The sequence below is a fragment of the Streptomyces sp. ASQP_92 genome (assembly GCF_025399895.1).
In the GTDB taxonomy this organism is placed as follows: Bacteria; Actinomycetota; Actinomycetes; order Streptomycetales; family Streptomycetaceae; genus Streptomyces.
The window spans coordinates 14467-29239 of sequence record NZ_JAODUA010000013.1; the positions used below are offsets into that span (position 1 = coordinate 14467).

Sequence of the window (14773 nt, forward strand, 5' to 3'; positions counted from 1 at the left end):
GAGGGGGCGGCGCACGTACTACCGGACGATCCGTCCATTGCTGGAGGGAGTCACTCCTCGGGTCGCAGGTACCCCGCGGCCGATGACGCAGGCCCGTGTGCGGGGTGGGGCGCGCGGGGCGCCCCCGACATCAGGGTAATCAAGATGGTGCCGGGCGGGGCAGCGGGCTCAGCCGTTGTCGCGAGCCGTGCCGGGCGCGGCGGGTCCGGCGCCGTGGGCGCCGTGCGCCTCGGCGAGCGCGCGCAGCGCCCGGGCGTCCCGGACGGCCCTGGCCCTGCCGCTGCCGGGCTGGATGCCGAGGGCGGGCAGGCTGGTGCCGTCACTGAGGTCGAGGAAGACCCAGGGGTCGCCCTGGCGCAGGTTGACCCGCAGGATCTCCGCCCAGGCGAGCCGGCGCCGCGCGGTGAGGTTGACCACGGTGACGCCCGATTCGTCGGCGACGACCTTGGGCCTGCTGAGCAGTACGAGCACCCCCGCGAACAGGGCGGCCGTCACGATGAAGCTGGCCCGCTCGCCCCCGCTCAGGGTGTCCAGGAGCAGCGACATCACCGTCATCGCGACGAAGAGGGCGGCGGCGCTGGTCAGCAGGACGGCCCGGGTGACGGTCGGCCTGAACGTGACCGGCAGGACGGGCGGTTGGGGCACGGGGGCGGACACGGTGTCGTTCGCTTTCGTCGCTGTCGTCATGTCACCGGCGGCTTGGGCGCCGGCGTGGCCGGGTGTCAGAGGCGGCAGGCGTGGATGGCCGTGGTGAGGATCGCGCGGGCACCCAGTGCGTACAGGTCGTCCATGACGCGCTGGGAGTCCTTGGCGGGGACCATGGAACGCACGGCGACCCAGCCCTCGTTGTGCAGCGGCGAGATCGTGGGCGACTCCAGGCCCGGGGTGAGCGCGACCGCGCGCTCCAGGTGCTCGGCGCGGCAGTCGTAGTCCATCATCACGTAGCTGCGGGCGACCAGGACGCCCTGGAGGCGGCGCAGGAACTGCTCGATCTTGAGCTGCACCGCGGGGTCGGCCTCGGCGCCGGTGCGGCGGATGACCGCCGCCTCGGACTTCATGATCGGGTCGCCGAAGACCTCCAGGCCCGCGTTGCGCAGCGAGGTGCCGGTCTCCACGACGTCCGCGATGACCTGGGCGACGCCCAGCTCGATCGCGGTCTCCACGGCGCCGTCGAGGTGCACCACGGAGGCGTTCACGCCGGCCTCGGCGAGGTGCTTGGCGACGATGCCCTCGTAGGAGGTGGCGATCGTCTTGCCCGCCAGGTCCTCGATGCCCGAGACGGTGCCGGGCTTGGCCGCGAAGCGGAAGGTGGAGCGGGCGAAGCCGAGCGGCAGGATCACCTCGGCGTCGGCGCCGGAGTCGACCAGCAGGTCCTGGCCGGTGATCCCGATGTCGAGCCTGCCCGCGGACACGTAGATCGCGATGTCCTTGGGGCGCAGATAGAAGAACTCGACCTCGTTGACGGGGTCGACGAGGACGAGCTCCTTCGACTCCTTGCGCATCTGGTAGCCGGCCTCATGGAGCATCGCCGACGCAGGCCCGGAGAGTGAACCCTTGTTGGGGACGGCGATGCGCAGCATGAGGTCGGCTTCCTTCGGTGCGGAGGGGGTGGTGACGGGACGGGCTGGCTCAGAGGTGGGCGTAGACGTCGTCGAGGGAGATGCCGCGCGCCACCATCATCACCTGGACGTGGTAGAGCAGCTGGGAGATCTCCTCGGCGGCGGCTTCCTTGCTCTCGTACTCGGCGGCCATCCAGACTTCGGCGGCCTCCTCGACGACCTTCTTGCCGATGGCATGCACGCCCTTGCCCACCAGTTCCGCGGTGCGGGAGGTGGACGGGTCGCCGCCTGCGGCCTTGAGCTGGAGCTCGGTGAAGAGCTCTTCGAAGCTCTTGGAGGGTGTGTTCGCCATGATGCTTCTCAGGGTAAGGGGTGGCTTCGGGTCGCTCAGCGCCAGGGTTCGCTGACCGTGCGCAGCGTGGCCGCGGTGGCGACGGCGGCGGTGACCGCTTCGTGCCCCTTGTCCTCGTTCGACCCTTCGAGGCCGGCCCGGTCGAGGGCCTGCTCCTCGGTGTCGCAGGTCAGCACGCCGAATCCGACGGGTACGCCGGTGTCCACGGTGACCTGGGTGAGGCCGAGGGTGACACCCTGGCACACGTACTCGAAGTGCGGGGTACCGCCCCTGATGACGACGCCGAGCGCGACGATGGCATCGTAGCCGCGGCCCGCGAGCACCTTCGCCACGACCGGCAGTTCGAAGCTGCCCGGGACGCGCAGCAGCGTCGGCTCGTCGATGCCGAGCTCGTGCAGGGCGCGCAGGGCGCCGTCGACGAGTCCGTCCATCACCTTCTCGTGCCACTGTGCCGCCACCACGGCGACACGGAGGTCCCCGCAGTTGCGTACGGACAGTTCGGGTGCGCCCTTGCCACTCACGTGCTCTCCTTCAGGTGTTCTCGGTCTTGCTGAGCTGTGCGGTGTTTTTCGCCGTGCGGTGTTCCGCGTGTCGTTACTGGTTGCCGCAGGCCGAGATGGGCGACGGGGCGCCCTCCAGCCACGGAAGGTCGTGTCCCATCCGGTCCCGCTTGGTGCGCAGATAGCGCAGGTTGTGCTCGCCGGCCTGGATGGGCATGGGCTCGCGGCCCGACACGGTCAGGCCGTACCGGACGAGCGCGGTGATCTTGTCGGGGTTGTTGGTCATCAGCCGCAGGCTGTGTACGCCGAGGTCGGCGAGGATCTGGGCGCCGGCCGCGTAGTCGCGGGCGTCGGCGGGCAGGCCGAGCTCCAGGTTGGCGTCGAGGGTGTCGCGGCCGCGCTCCTGGAGTTCGTACGCCCGCAGCTTGGACAGCAGGCCGATGCCGCGGCCCTCGTGGCCGCGCAGATAGACCACGACACCCCGGCCGGCCTCGGTGATGCGCTGCATGGAGGCCTGGAGCTGGGGGCCGCAGTCGCAGCGCAGGGAGCCGAAGATGTCGCCGGTCAGGCACTCGGAGTGGACCCGGACCAGGACGTCCTCGCCGTCGCCGATCTCGCCGTGGACCAGCGCCACGTGCTCGACGCCGTCGACGGTGGAGCGGTAGCCGTAGGCGGTGAACTCGCCGGAGGAGGTGGGGAGTTGGACCTCGGCCTCGCGGCGGACGGTCGGCTCGGCGGAGCGCCGGTAGGCGATCAGGTCCTCGATGGAGATGATCGTCAGGCCGTGCTTGCGGGCGAAGGGGATGAGCTCGGGCAGGCGCAGCATGACGCCGTCCTCGCCGGCGATCTCCACGATGGCGCCGGCCGGGGCGAGCCCGGCGAGCCGGGCGAGGTCGACCGCGGCCTCGGTGTGGCCGTTGCGCACCAGGACGCCGCCGGGCTTGGCGCGCAGCGGGAAGATGTGGCCGGGGCGGACGAAGTCGCCGGGGGCCGAGCGGCCGTCGGCGAGCAGGCGCAGCGTGGTGGCGCGGTCGGCGGCCGAGATGCCGGTGCTCACGCCGTGCGCGGCGCTGGCGTCCACGGAGACGGTGAAGGCGGTCTTCATCGACTCGGTGTTGTGGTCGACCATCTGCGGCAGTTCGAGCCGGTCGAGGTCCTCGCCCTCCATGGGCGCGCAGATCAGGCCGCGGCACTCGCTCATCATGAACGCGACGATCTCGGGGGTCGCCATCTCGGCGGCGATGACGAGGTCGCCCTCGTTCTCGCGGTCCTCGTCGTCGACGACGACCACGGGCCGCCCGGCCGCGATGTCGCGGATGGCCTGCTCGACGGGGTCCAGCGAGAGGTCCTCGCGGTTGTCGGTGGAGTACCAGGTGGGTGCGTGCGTGGTCATGCCGTCGCTCCTTCCAGGACGGGCTTGACGCTCAGGCGCGAGCGCAGCCACCAGTCGCGCAGGCCCCACAGGACGAGCGCGCCGTAAATGACGTAGACGAAGCCGGAGAAGGCGTAGCCGTTGGCGAAGTTGAGGGGGACGCCGACGACGTCGACGAGCAGCCAGGCGAACCAGAACTCGACCATGCCGCGGGCCTGGGCGTACATGGCGACGACGGTGCCGACGAAGACATAGGCGTCGGGCCACGGGTCCCACGACAGGGCGGGGTAGGCGGTGAACAGGCCCGCGACGGCGACCGTGCCGAGCGCGGCGCCGCCGAGCAGGAAGGCCCGCTCGCGCCAGGTCGCGAACCGTACGGCGATGGAGCCGTCCTGCGCCTGCCGCCTGCCGCGTGTCCAGGCGAGCCAGCCGCCGGCGGCCACGACCATCACCACGACCTGCTTGCCCGCGCTGCCCGAGAGGTGTCCGGCGGCGAAGGCCACGAACAGGATGAGGCCGGAGACGAACTGGGCGGGCCAGGTCCATATGGACCGGCGCCAGCCGAGCGCCAGGGCGATCAGGCCGATCGTGTTGCCGATCATGTCCGACCACTTGATGTGCTGATCGAGGACCGTGAAGGCCTCGCCGTTCAGCCAGTTCACTGCGCTCACTTGTCGTTCCCCCCGTGGCTCGCGCCGAGCAGTCGCTCGACGTACTTGGCGATGACGTCGACCTCGAGGTTGACCGGGTCGCCGGGCTGTTTGATGCCGAGCGTGGTCAGCGCGAGGGTGGTCGGGATGAGGCTGATGGTGAAGTAGTCGGCGGCGGCCTCCACGACCGTGAGGCTGACGCCGTCCACGGTGATGGAGCCCTTCTCCACGACGTACTTGGAGAGGTGCCCGGGCAGGGCGATCTTGACGATCTCCCAGTTCTCCGAGGGGGTGCGGGCGAGCACCGTGCCGGTGCCGTCGACGTGGCCCTGCACGATGTGCCCGCCGAGCCGGCCGCCGACGGCCATGGGCCGCTCCAGGTTGACCCGGGAGCCGACCTCCAGGGCGCCGAGGCTGGAGCGCTTGAGCGTTTCGTCCATGACGTCGGCGGTGAACTCGCCGTCGCCGAACTCCACGACCGTCAGACACACCCCGTTGACGGCGATCGAGTCGCCGTGTCCGGCGCCCTCGGTGACGAGGGGGCCGCGCAGACGGAAGCGGGAGGCGTCACCGAGGGTCTCGATGGCGGTGACCTCGCCCAGCTCTTCGACGATTCCGGTGAACACGTTCAGCGCTCCTTGGCGACAGGGGTGGCGGTGATGCGCAGATCGGGGCCGATGCGTACGGCCTCGGTGAGGGTGAGACGCAGCGCCTCGGCGATGGTGGGGATGCCCGCTCCGGCGAGCGCGGCGGGTCCGGCGCCGAGCAGGGCGGGCGCGAGGTAGCCGACGACGCGGTCCACGGCGCCCGCGGCGACGAAGGCCCCGGCCAGGGTCGGGCCGCCCTCCAGGAGTACGGAGCGCACGCCCCGGGTGTGCAGGGCGGCGAGCAGGGCCGGGATGTCCAGACCGGTGGCGGCGCGCGGGACGCGCAGGACGGCGGCTTCGGGCAGATGGGCGGCGTCGGCGTCCTCGGCGACCGCGATCAGGGTGGGCGCCGCGTCGTCGAGGATGCGGGCGCCGGGCTTGACGGCGGTGGCGTTGGTGTCAACTGCCAGGCGCAGCGGCTGCGTTGCTCCCTCGATGCCCCGGACGGCGAGGTGCGGGTCGTCGGTGCGCGCGGTGCCGGAGCCCACGACAACGGCGTCGCACTCGGCGCGCAGCCGGTGGACGTCGGCGCGGGCCTCGACGGAGGTGATCCAGCGGCTGGTGCCGTCCTCGGCGGCCGTCCTGCCGTCGAGGGTGGCCGCGTACTTCCAGGTGACGTGCGGGCGGCCGAGGCGTACGGAGGTGAGCCAGGCGGTGTTGCCGGCCTCCGCCTCGTCACCGAGCAGCCCCTGCTCGACGTCGATCCCGGCCGCGCGCAGGGTGTCGGCGCCGCCGGTGGCCTGCAGGTTCGGGTCACCGACGGCGTAGTGGACACGGGCCACGCCGGCCTCGATGAGCGCCTGGGCGCAGGGCCCGGTGCGGCCGGTGTGGTTGCAGGGTTCGAGAGTGACGTACGCGGTGCCGCCCCGGGCCCGCTCACCGGCGGCCGCGAGGGCGTGGACCTCGGCGTGCGGTCCGCCGGCCCGCTGGTGGAAGCCCTCGCCCACGACGGTGCCCGAGGCGTCGGTGATGACGCATCCGACGACCGGGTTGGGGCTGGTGGCGCCGAGTCCGCGCGCCGCGAGCTCGATGGCTCGGCGCATGGCGTCCGCGTCGGCTGTGGGTGCCACCGGGTCCTCCTGCCTCTTGGGGCACGGACTCCGGGGCCTGTCGATGACGACAGAGAGCGGGAAACAGACCATCACGCACAGCTCACGCCACGGCCGAAAGAGACCGGTGCCACGGAGGGCGACCGGTAACAGACGGCCGGCGCGACCGTGGAACGGTCCGCCCGCCGCGCACTGCCTCCCATCCGGACTTTCACCGTCGGTCCAGGAATTTCACCTGGTCAACCGGCCGCTGGATGCGGACGGGTCGCGGACTATAACCGCCGGTTCGGAATTACACCGACCCCGGAGTGCGCTGCTGCTGGTACAGGGCCAGTGTGCCACGCCCGATCGAAGGCCATGCGAGTGAGTGGATGTGGCCTGGCTCACAGAGTGGCCGGATTCGAGCGCCACCCCACCGGGGGTCCCTCGCGCGTCGAGTGCGGGCCCAGCACCTGCCGTTTCGCTTTGGTCCATACCTATTGACGCACTGGTCTAGTCCTTTTAATCTCTGCGTCACCTCCGAGGAGAGGCCCGCCGGTGTGCGCACACCGGGGCCGTGCACGACCACCGCCTTGTTCGTTGCGTTCCGCCCGACCTCCCAGGAGGAACCCGCTCGTGTTCTCCCCCACCCGCAGACGCACCGTGCTGCTCACGACCGCCACCGCGGTCGCCGGGCTGCTGTTCGGCGCGCTGTCCACCGGCGTCTCCCAGGCCGCCGTCGCCAACGAGGCCTGTCGCCCCGACGGCCTGTACAAGACCCCGGGCGTCGACGTCCCGTACTGCTCGGTGTACGACACCGAGGGCCGCGAGAAGATGGGCGCCGATCACCAGCGCCGCGTCATCGGCTACTTCACCGGCTGGCGCACCGGCCAGGACGGAACGCCGGCCTACCTCGCGTCCGACATCCCGTGGGACAAGGTCACCCACGTCAACTACGCCTTCGCGCACGTCGGTTCGGACAACAGGATCTCGGTCGGCTCCGACAGCGAGAAGAACGCCGCGACCGGCATGACCTGGCCGGGCGTCGCGGGCGCCGAGATGGACCCGGCCCTCCCCTACAAGGGCCATTTCAACCTGCTCAACAAGTTCAAGAAGCAGCACCCCAACGTCAAGTCCCTCATCTCCGTGGGTGGTTGGGCGGAGACGGGCGGCTACTTCGGCGACGACGGCAAGCGCGTCGGCTCCGGCGGCTTCTACTCCATGGCCACCAACGCGGACGGCTCGGTGAACCAGGCGGGCATCGACACGTTCGCCGACTCGGCGGTCGCCTTCATCAAGAAGTACGGCTTCAACGGCGTCGACATCGACTACGAGTACCCGACGACGATGAAGGACGCGGGCAACCCGCTCGACCTGACCCTCTCCAACGCGCGGCGGGCCGGACTGGTCAAGGGCTACGCGGCGCTGATGAAGTCGCTGCGCGAGAAGCTCGACCGCGCGGGGGCGGCCGACGCGAAGCACTATCTGCTGTCCGTCGCGGCGCCGTCGTCGGGCTATCTGCTGCGCGGCATGGAGACCTTCCAGGTCCAGCGGTACCTGGACTACGTCAACATCATGTCCTACGACCTGCACGGCGCCTGGAACCAGTACGTGGGCCCCAACGCCTCCCTCTTCGACGACGGCAAGGACCCCGAACTCGCCTCCGCCGGCGTCTACTCCACGTCCCAGTACGGCGGGATCGGCTATCTCAACGCCGACTGGGCCTACCACTACTTCCGCGGCTCGATGCCGGCCGGGCGCATCAACATGGGCCTGCCGTACTACACCCGCGGATTCCAGAACGTGCAGGGCGGCACCAACGGGCTGTGGGGCAAGGCGCCCTCGACCACCTGCCCGGCCGGGGCGGGCCTGACCACCTGCGGTGACGGCGCGGTCGGCGTCGACAACCTCTGGCACGACCTGGACGCGAACGGCAAGGAGGCCCCGGCCGGCTCCAACCCGATGTGGCACGCCAAGAACCTGGAGAAGGGGATCGTCGGCGACTACGTCACGAAGTACGGCCTGCCCGCCGACACCAAGCTGACGGGCAGCTACGTCCGCAACTACGACACGACGCTGGTGGCGCCCTGGCTGTGGAACGACCAGAAGAAGGTCTTCCTGTCCACCGAGGACGAGCAGTCGGTCGGCGCCAAGGCCGACTACGTGGTGGACAAGGGCATCGGCGGCACCATGGTCTGGGAGCTGGCCGGCGACTACCAGTGGAACGCGGCCAAGGGCCAGTACCAGCAGGGCTCGACCCTGACGAGCGCGATGTACGACAAGTTCAAGTCGGCCACCCCCTACGGCAACAAACGCTCCACCATCGCCCTGCCCAGCCAGGCGCTGAACATCGGCGTGGACTTCGGGCAGTTCCCGCTCGGCGACTCCAACTACCCCATCAGCCCCAAGGTGACGCTCACCAACAACACCACGGCGACGCTGCCCGGCGGCACGGAGTTCCAGTTCGACTACGGCACCTCGGCCCCGGCCAACGCCAAGGACCAGTCCGGCTTCGGCACCACGATCGTGCGCAGCGACCACACCGCGGCGAACAACATCGGCGGGCTCAAGGGCGACTACAACCGCGTCTCGCTGAAGCTGCCGAGCTGGCAGTCGCTCGCCCCGGGCGCCTCGGTCACCCTCGACTTCGTCTACTACCTGCCGGTTTCCACCCCCTCGAACTGGACGGTGACCTTCGGTGGCAAGACCTACGCACTGGCCGGCGACCACAGCCGGGGCGCCGTCGTGAGCGACCCGGGCACCTCCTCGCCCTCCCCCACGCCGACCCCGACGCCCTCGGGCTCGACCGGCCCCTCGCCGTCGCCCACGCCCCCGGGCGGCACCTGCTCGGCGCCCCTGTGGTCGGCGGGCTCGTCGTACGGCGGCGGCACGACCGTCTCGTACAAGTCGCACACCTGGAAGTCCAAGTGGTGGACGAAGGGCGAGGAACCGGGTACTACCGGTGACTGGGGAGTCTGGCAGGACCTCGGTCCCTGCTGAACCGGCTCCCCGCCCAGACGCCCGGCGGCGGTCTCCCGGCCCTTGGCCGCCGTCGGGCTCCAGGGGTCTGATGGTTCGTCATGAGGCATGCGGCCACTGCGTGTTCGGGATGTCCTCAGGCCTTCGGCCCGAAGAGTTCGTCCTGGGCGGCGTCCCTCGCGGTGAGCAGGGCGCCGCTCAGGACCGCGCCGTCGCCCAGCGCGCTCGGCCTGACCTCGGTGGCGAGCGGGGTGAGGGCGGACAGGGCGCGCTGCACGCGGGCCGCCAGCAACTGCCCGCCCGCGTGACCGAGTTCGCCGCCGAGCACGATCAGGCCGGGGTCGAGGACCGCGACCACGCCCGCCGCCCCGATCGCGAGGCGCTCGGCCAGCGCGTCGAGGAAGGGACCGTCGGCGTCGCGGACGGCCTCCTCGGCGCTGCCGGACCGCCCGTGCGCGGCGGCGAGCCGGGTCACCGCGCCCGCGTGCGCCAGCTCGTGGAAGCCTCCGTCGCACCCGGTCGCGGACGGCAGCCCGCCGGTGCCCGGCACCGGCATGAAGCCGATCTCGCCCGCACCGCCCGACGCTCCCCTGCGCAGCCTGCCGTCGAGGACGACGGCCGCGCCGATGCCCTGCCCCAGCCACATCAGCACGAAGGTGTCCCGACCGCGGGCCGCGCCGAGCCGCTGCTCGGCCACGGCGGCCAGGTTGGTCTCGTTCTCGACGAGTACGGCGGCCGGCAGCCGCCGGGCCAGGACGCGGACGAGTTCGCGGTGCCAGGCGGGCAGCCCGCTGGTGTCCCTCAGCTCCCCGCTCGCCGGGTCGATGAGCCCGGGGGCGCCGATCCCCACGCTGTGCAGCCGCTCGGCGCCCGCCTCCTTCGCGGTGCGCTCCAGAAGGGCGACGGCCTGCTCCACGGCGGGGCCGGTCCCGGCCTCCGGCTCGACGGGCAGCGTCGCCTCGGCCAGGGTGCGCCCCAGGAGATCGGCGACCACCAGCGAAACGCCCTCGGTGCGCACGTCCAGGGCCGCGAGGTGCGCCCGGTCGGCGACGAGCGCGTACAGGCGCGCGTTGGGGCCGCGCCGCTCGGCGCCCGACTCGCCCACGACATGGACCAGGCCGGAGCCCTGGAGGCGCTCGACGAGGTCGGCGACGGTGGGCCGGGAGAGCCCGGTGAGGTGCTTCAACTGGCCTGCCGTCAGCGGTCCCTCGTCCTGCAACAGACGCAGGGCGAGACGGTCGTTGATGGCCCGGGCGGTGCTCGGGGATGCGGGCATGCGGGGGATCCTTCCAGATCACCGAAGGCGGGGTTGCGGTCTCTTCCATTTATCAGGCAGGGTTCCTGATAGTTTACGGCTCGGCGGCGAGGAAGCCGCCCCCCAGGGAGGGAAACCCGGTCGATGGCAGCCGAACTGGCTCTGGACCAACGGCAGTTGAGGCGGGCGCGGATCGCGATCGCGGCGGTGTTCTGTGTGCACGGGGCGGTGACAGGCAACTTCGCCACCCGGGTCCCCTGGATCCAGGAGCATGCCGGAGTCTCGGCGGGACAGCTCGGCCTCGCCCTCGCCTTCCCGGCGATCGGCTCGTCCCTGCTGATGCCGCTCACGGGGGCGATCACCCATCGGTTCGGCGCGCGGGGCGCGCTGCGCGCACTGCTCGCCCTGTGGACGCTGGCCCTGGCGCTGCCGGCGCTGGCCCCGAACGTCTACACCCTGTGCGCGGTGCTCTTCGCGTACGGCGCGAGCGCCGGCATGGCGGATGTGGCGATGAACGCGCTGGGCGTGGAGACCGAGAACCGGCTGGGCCGTTCGATCATGTCCTCGCTGCACGGCATGTGGAGCGTGGGCGCCCTGATCGGCTCGGCCGCGGGCACCCTGGCCGCTCACCTCGGGGCCGACGCGCGACTGCACCACACGATCGCGGCCGGCGTGCTGACCTTGCTCGGGCTCGCCGCCTGTCACGGCGTACTCGATCTGCGCAGCGCCCCCGGCGAGGCGCCGCCGCCCCGGTTCACGCTGCCTCCCAAGTCGGCGCTCCTCATCGGGATGGTGGGGTTCTGCGCGGTGTTCGCCGAGGGGGCGAGTCTGGACTGGTCGGCGGTCTATCTGCGGGACGTGCTCGACACCTCGGCCGGTACGGCCGCGGCCTGCACCACGGCGTTCACGCTGACGATGGCGGTGGCCCGGCTCGCCGGCGACCGGGGCGTGGACCGCTTCGGCGCCGTACGCACGGTGCGCGCCGGCGGGGTCCTCGCCACCCTGGGCGGGGCGCTCGTGGTGATCGCGCCGGGGGCCGCCGTCGCGATGGCGGGGTTCGCCCTGCTGGGTCTGGGGGTGGCGGTGGTGGTGCCGCTCGCGTTCGCGGCGGCGGGCCGCAGCGGACCCAACCCGAGCCAGGCCATCGCGGGCGTCGCGACCATCACCTACACCTCGGGCCTGGTCGCGCCGTCCGCCATCGGCGGCATCGCCGATCTCACCTCCCTGGTCGTCTCGTTCGGCCTGGTCACCGTGTTGGCGCTGGGCCTGGTGGTGGGGGCGCGGGTGCTGCGGACGGACGCGGGTCCGCAGGAGGCCGTGGCGGCGCCGACCCGCCGGGCCTGAACCGGCGCCGCGCGTCCGGGATCGCCGTACGGCCAGGTGGGATCAGCCGGCGATGGAGTCGAGCTGCTCGGCGGCCGGTCGCAGGGCCCACAGGTCGCCGCCCGGCGGGGCCTGGAGCCGGGGAACGGCCGCCTTGGCCGCCGGGTCCCCCGCGTCGGCGGCGGCATGGACGACATCGCTCGCCGCGTACCGGTAGAACTCCAGCTCGGGATGGGGCCAGGCGGCCGCCCCCGTGGCGGCGGGCAGCAGATAGCGGACGGCCTTGAACAGGCTCTGCCCCTGGGGCCCTCGATAGGCCCAGAGAGGGACGCCGACCTGGTTCCCGATGGCGGCGAGCCGGGTGTAGGCGACGAGGTCGAAGGTCGAGTAGTGCCAGCTGCGGGTCCTGGTCAGCTCCTGCGGCTGGCTGCCGTCGGCCGCGATCTGCGGGTCGATGCGCAGTTTCCCGGCGCCGAGCACGGTCCTGCGGGCCAGTGCCCGGTCGCCGGTGGCCAGGGCGAGGGCGGCGATCTGGAGGTCCTGGAAGGTGCCGTGGTTGTTGGCGGCCGCCGACTCCTGCTTGCCGAAGGCCGAGCCGACCTCCCAGTCCAGGAACGCCTTGTTCCAGGCGAGCATGGCGGAGCGGTCGCTCGCCCTCCAGCCGGGCGCCCCGGTGTCGAGGACGGCGATCGCGTCGAGGACGCTGGAGTACTGCTGGGAGAAGTCGATGATGCCGATGGCCCGGCCGTCGTACTTGCAGGGGATGAACTGGCCGTGGTCCAGGTTCGGGTTCATCCGTGTGGCGGGGTCCAGGAACCAGGTGCGCAGGATGGTGGCCGCGTGCTCGGCGTACCGCTTCTTGCCGGTGTAGTACCAGGCCAGGCTCAGGCTGGTGACCGAGTTGAACACCTTGCCGAGGTCCGGTCGGTCGGTACCGGTGTCGACCTCGGGGTTGCGCTGCCCGTCCTTCTGGACGTACGGGCAGCCCCAGGGGTTGTCGGCGGTCCTCGGCCGGGACGGCCACCAGTAGGGCGCCTGGCTGAGGTAGTCGTGCACATCGCCGCCCGGGGCGGGTTTCGGTTTGTCGACCACCGTCCAGGGCCCCTGTCCGAGCCACCCGTCGGCGGCCGCCGTCAACTGGCCAAGCGCGGCCCGTAGTTGGGGGTCGCCGTGGTCGAGGCGCCGCTCGGTGTCCTGGAGCCGTGCGCCGTCGAGGACCACGGTGCGGGGGGCCTTGGCCGAGGCCGGGGCGGCGTACGTGGTCGCGGGTACGAGCGCGGCGGCGATCGCCACCGCGAGGGACAGCACGGCGACCAACCCGCGCCGGGGTCGTCCTTTCATCGGGCACTCCGATCGGTAGGACAGTGAGGGGAAGGCCGGAGCGGGGGAAACCACTGACAGAGCCACAGACAGAGCCACACCAATTCAGCTATATGAACTGAGTTCATGCTCCGGACCGTGTGAGCGTAGGGCTCGCTGCTCCGGCTGACAACGGCCTCGGCGCGGATTCACGGATGGGACCTTCGGCCCGCCCGCTCCGGTGCGTGGTGCCGCTGATCCGGCATTAATATTTGGCCTGAACTTTTCGCGGTACCGATCCCCCTACGGACGAACTGGAGCGACCATGCGTCTCGGCGTGCGCTGGACCCTGCACGGCGACGGGCGGACCCCCGCTCCCGGAGCCGTCGTACGCCCCGACGAACGGCTCTCCTGGCCGCGCACCATCGGCCTCGGCGCCCAGCACGTGGTCGCCATGTTCGGCGCCTCGTTCGTCGCTCCGGTCCTGATGGGTCTCGACCCCAACCTCGCGATCATGATGTCCGGCGTCGCGACGGTCATCTTCCTGCTCGCCACCAAGGGCCGGGTGCCCAGCTACCTCGGCTGCTCGCTCTCCTTCGTCGGCGTCGCCGCCGCCATTCGCGCCACCGGAGGCACCAGCGCCACCGTGACCGGCGCGGTCCTCGTCGTGGGCGCCGTGCTGTTCCTCGCGGGCCTCGCGGTGCAGCGGTTCGGCGCGCGGATCATCCACGCCGCGATGCCGCCCATCGTCACGGGCGCCGTCGTCATGCTGATCGGCTTCAACCTGGCGCCGGTCACCGCCGCCACGTACTGGCCCCAGGACCAGTGGACGGCCCTGATGGTGATGCTGTTCACCGGTCTGGCCGTGGTGTGTCTGCGCGGTTTCTGGTCACGTGTCGCGATCTTCCTCGGACTGATCTTCGGATACGGCGTCTCCTGGCTCCTGGACCGCGTCTTCGGGAAGATCCACTCGGTGCACGGCGGCCCGGAGGCCGTCGACCACTGGCGCCTGGACCTGTCCGGCCTCGCCAAGGCCGACTGGGTCGGGCTGCCCAGCTTCCACGGGCCCACGTTCGAATGGTCGGCGATCCTCGTCGCGCTGCCCGTCGTCATCGCCCTGATCGCGGAGAACGCGGGCCATGTCAAGGCCGTCGGCGAGATGACCGGCGCCGACCTCGACGACAAGCTGGGCACGGCGATCGCCGCCGACGGCGCCGCCTCCATGCTGTCCACGGCCGTCGGCGGCCCGCCGAACACCACGTACTCCGAGAACATCGGCGTCATGGCCGCCACCCGTGTCTACTCCACGGCCGCCTACTGGGCCGCCGCCGGATTCGCGCTGCTCTTCGGCGTGTGCCCCAAGTTCGGCGCGGTCGTCGCGGCGATCCCGGGCGGTGTGCTCGGCGGCATCACCGTCATCCTGTACGGCATGATCGGCCTGCTCGGCGCCCAGATCTGGATCAACGCCAAGGTCGATCTGCGCAACCCGCTGAACCTGGTGCCGGCCGCCGCGGGCATCATCATCGGCATCGGCAACGTCACTCTGAAGTTCAGCGAGAACTTCCAGCTCAGCGGCATCGCCCTGGGCACGATCGTGGTGATCACCGGCTATCACGTGCTGCGCGCCCTCGCGCCTGCCCACCTCAAGGAGCAGGAGCCGCTGCTCGACTCGGGCACCTCGTCCTACGAGAACGACCGGGCCTGAGCGGCTCGCGGGACGAAACCGGCCGCGCCCGGACGCCTCGCCACAACGAAGGCGCATCGGGCGGGGCCCGTCGCGAGTGACCATCCATAGCCCCTCGACGTACG

General features: G+C 71.4%; 13 protein-coding genes and 1 riboswitch. Of the genes, 3 read left to right on the plus strand and 10 right to left on the minus strand.

Translation table 11 applies throughout. The annotated features are described in order from the left end of the window. Positions 1-168: 168 nt before the first annotated feature. From N4G70_RS24540 to ribD, 8 genes are all read right to left on the minus strand, one after another. Positions 169-687 carry a PH domain-containing protein gene (locus tag N4G70_RS24540; RefSeq protein WP_261714881.1) on the minus strand — a complete coding sequence of 173 codons (519 nt, stop codon included), beginning with the start codon at positions 685-687 and terminating at the stop codon, positions 169-171. 35 nt (positions 688-722) lie between these two features. Then, a complete protein-coding gene (gene hisG / locus N4G70_RS24545) occupies positions 723-1580 on the minus strand; it encodes an ATP phosphoribosyltransferase (protein ID WP_261714882.1) in 858 nt (285 codons plus the stop codon). A 49-nt stretch (positions 1581-1629) separates the two neighbouring features. Then, positions 1630-1911: a phosphoribosyl-ATP diphosphatase gene (locus N4G70_RS24550; RefSeq protein WP_261714883.1), complete on the minus strand. Its 282-nt coding sequence runs from the start codon at positions 1909-1911 to the stop codon at positions 1630-1632. A gap of 35 nt (positions 1912-1946) precedes the next feature. Then, on the minus strand, positions 1947-2432 hold the full coding sequence (gene ribH, locus N4G70_RS24555; RefSeq protein WP_120725285.1) for a 6,7-dimethyl-8-ribityllumazine synthase: 486 nt from the start codon (positions 2430-2432) through the stop codon (positions 1947-1949). 73 nt (positions 2433-2505) lie between these two features. Then, positions 2506-3804, minus strand: coding sequence for a bifunctional 3,4-dihydroxy-2-butanone-4-phosphate synthase/GTP cyclohydrolase II (locus N4G70_RS24560; RefSeq protein ID WP_261714884.1), 1299 nt, complete (start codon positions 3802-3804; stop codon positions 2506-2508). Beyond that, positions 3801-4445, minus strand: coding sequence for a nicotinamide mononucleotide transporter family protein (locus N4G70_RS24565; RefSeq protein ID WP_261715055.1), 645 nt, complete (start codon positions 4443-4445; stop codon positions 3801-3803). Before N4G70_RS24565 ends, N4G70_RS24560 begins: the two co-directional genes overlap by 4 nt. A gap of 5 nt (positions 4446-4450) precedes the next feature. Further along, a complete protein-coding gene (locus tag N4G70_RS24570; RefSeq protein ID WP_261714885.1) occupies positions 4451-5059 on the minus strand; it encodes a riboflavin synthase in 609 nt (202 codons plus the stop codon). A 2-nt stretch (positions 5060-5061) separates the two neighbouring features. Continuing rightward, entirely contained in the window at positions 5062-6150 is a 1089-nt protein-coding gene (gene ribD, locus N4G70_RS24575; RefSeq protein ID WP_261714886.1) for a bifunctional diaminohydroxyphosphoribosylaminopyrimidine deaminase/5-amino-6-(5-phosphoribosylamino)uracil reductase RibD, read from the minus strand. A gap of 164 nt (positions 6151-6314) precedes the next feature. Next, positions 6315-6445, minus strand: a riboswitch (FMN riboswitch). Positions 6446-6744: 299 nt separating this feature from the next. Here ribD and N4G70_RS24580 point away from each other — a divergent pair. Then, the gene (locus N4G70_RS24580) at positions 6745-9108 is read left to right on the plus strand and encodes a chitinase C-terminal domain-containing protein (protein ID WP_261714887.1); all 2364 of its coding nucleotides are present in this window, start codon (positions 6745-6747) and stop codon (positions 9106-9108) included. 115 nt (positions 9109-9223) lie between these two features. Here N4G70_RS24580 and N4G70_RS24585 read toward each other — a convergent pair whose 3' ends face one another. After that, positions 9224-10363 carry an ROK family transcriptional regulator gene (locus tag N4G70_RS24585; RefSeq protein WP_261714888.1) on the minus strand — a complete coding sequence of 380 codons (1140 nt, stop codon included), beginning with the start codon at positions 10361-10363 and terminating at the stop codon, positions 9224-9226. Positions 10364-10486: 123 nt separating this feature from the next. Between N4G70_RS24585 and N4G70_RS24590 the strand changes: the two genes are divergently transcribed. Beyond that, complete coding sequence (locus N4G70_RS24590; protein WP_261714889.1) at positions 10487-11686, plus strand: MFS transporter; 1200 nt, start codon at positions 10487-10489, stop codon at positions 11684-11686. A gap of 42 nt (positions 11687-11728) precedes the next feature. On the opposite strand, the gene N4G70_RS24595 is transcribed toward N4G70_RS24590, so the two are convergent. Further along, the gene (locus N4G70_RS24595; protein ID WP_261714890.1) at positions 11729-13006 is read right to left on the minus strand and encodes an alginate lyase family protein; all 1278 of its coding nucleotides are present in this window, start codon (positions 13004-13006) and stop codon (positions 11729-11731) included. A 283-nt stretch (positions 13007-13289) separates the two neighbouring features. Between N4G70_RS24595 and N4G70_RS24600 the strand changes: the two genes are divergently transcribed. Continuing rightward, the gene (locus N4G70_RS24600) at positions 13290-14669 is read left to right on the plus strand and encodes a uracil-xanthine permease family protein (protein WP_261714891.1); all 1380 of its coding nucleotides are present in this window, start codon (positions 13290-13292) and stop codon (positions 14667-14669) included. Positions 14670-14773 lie beyond the last annotated feature (104 nt).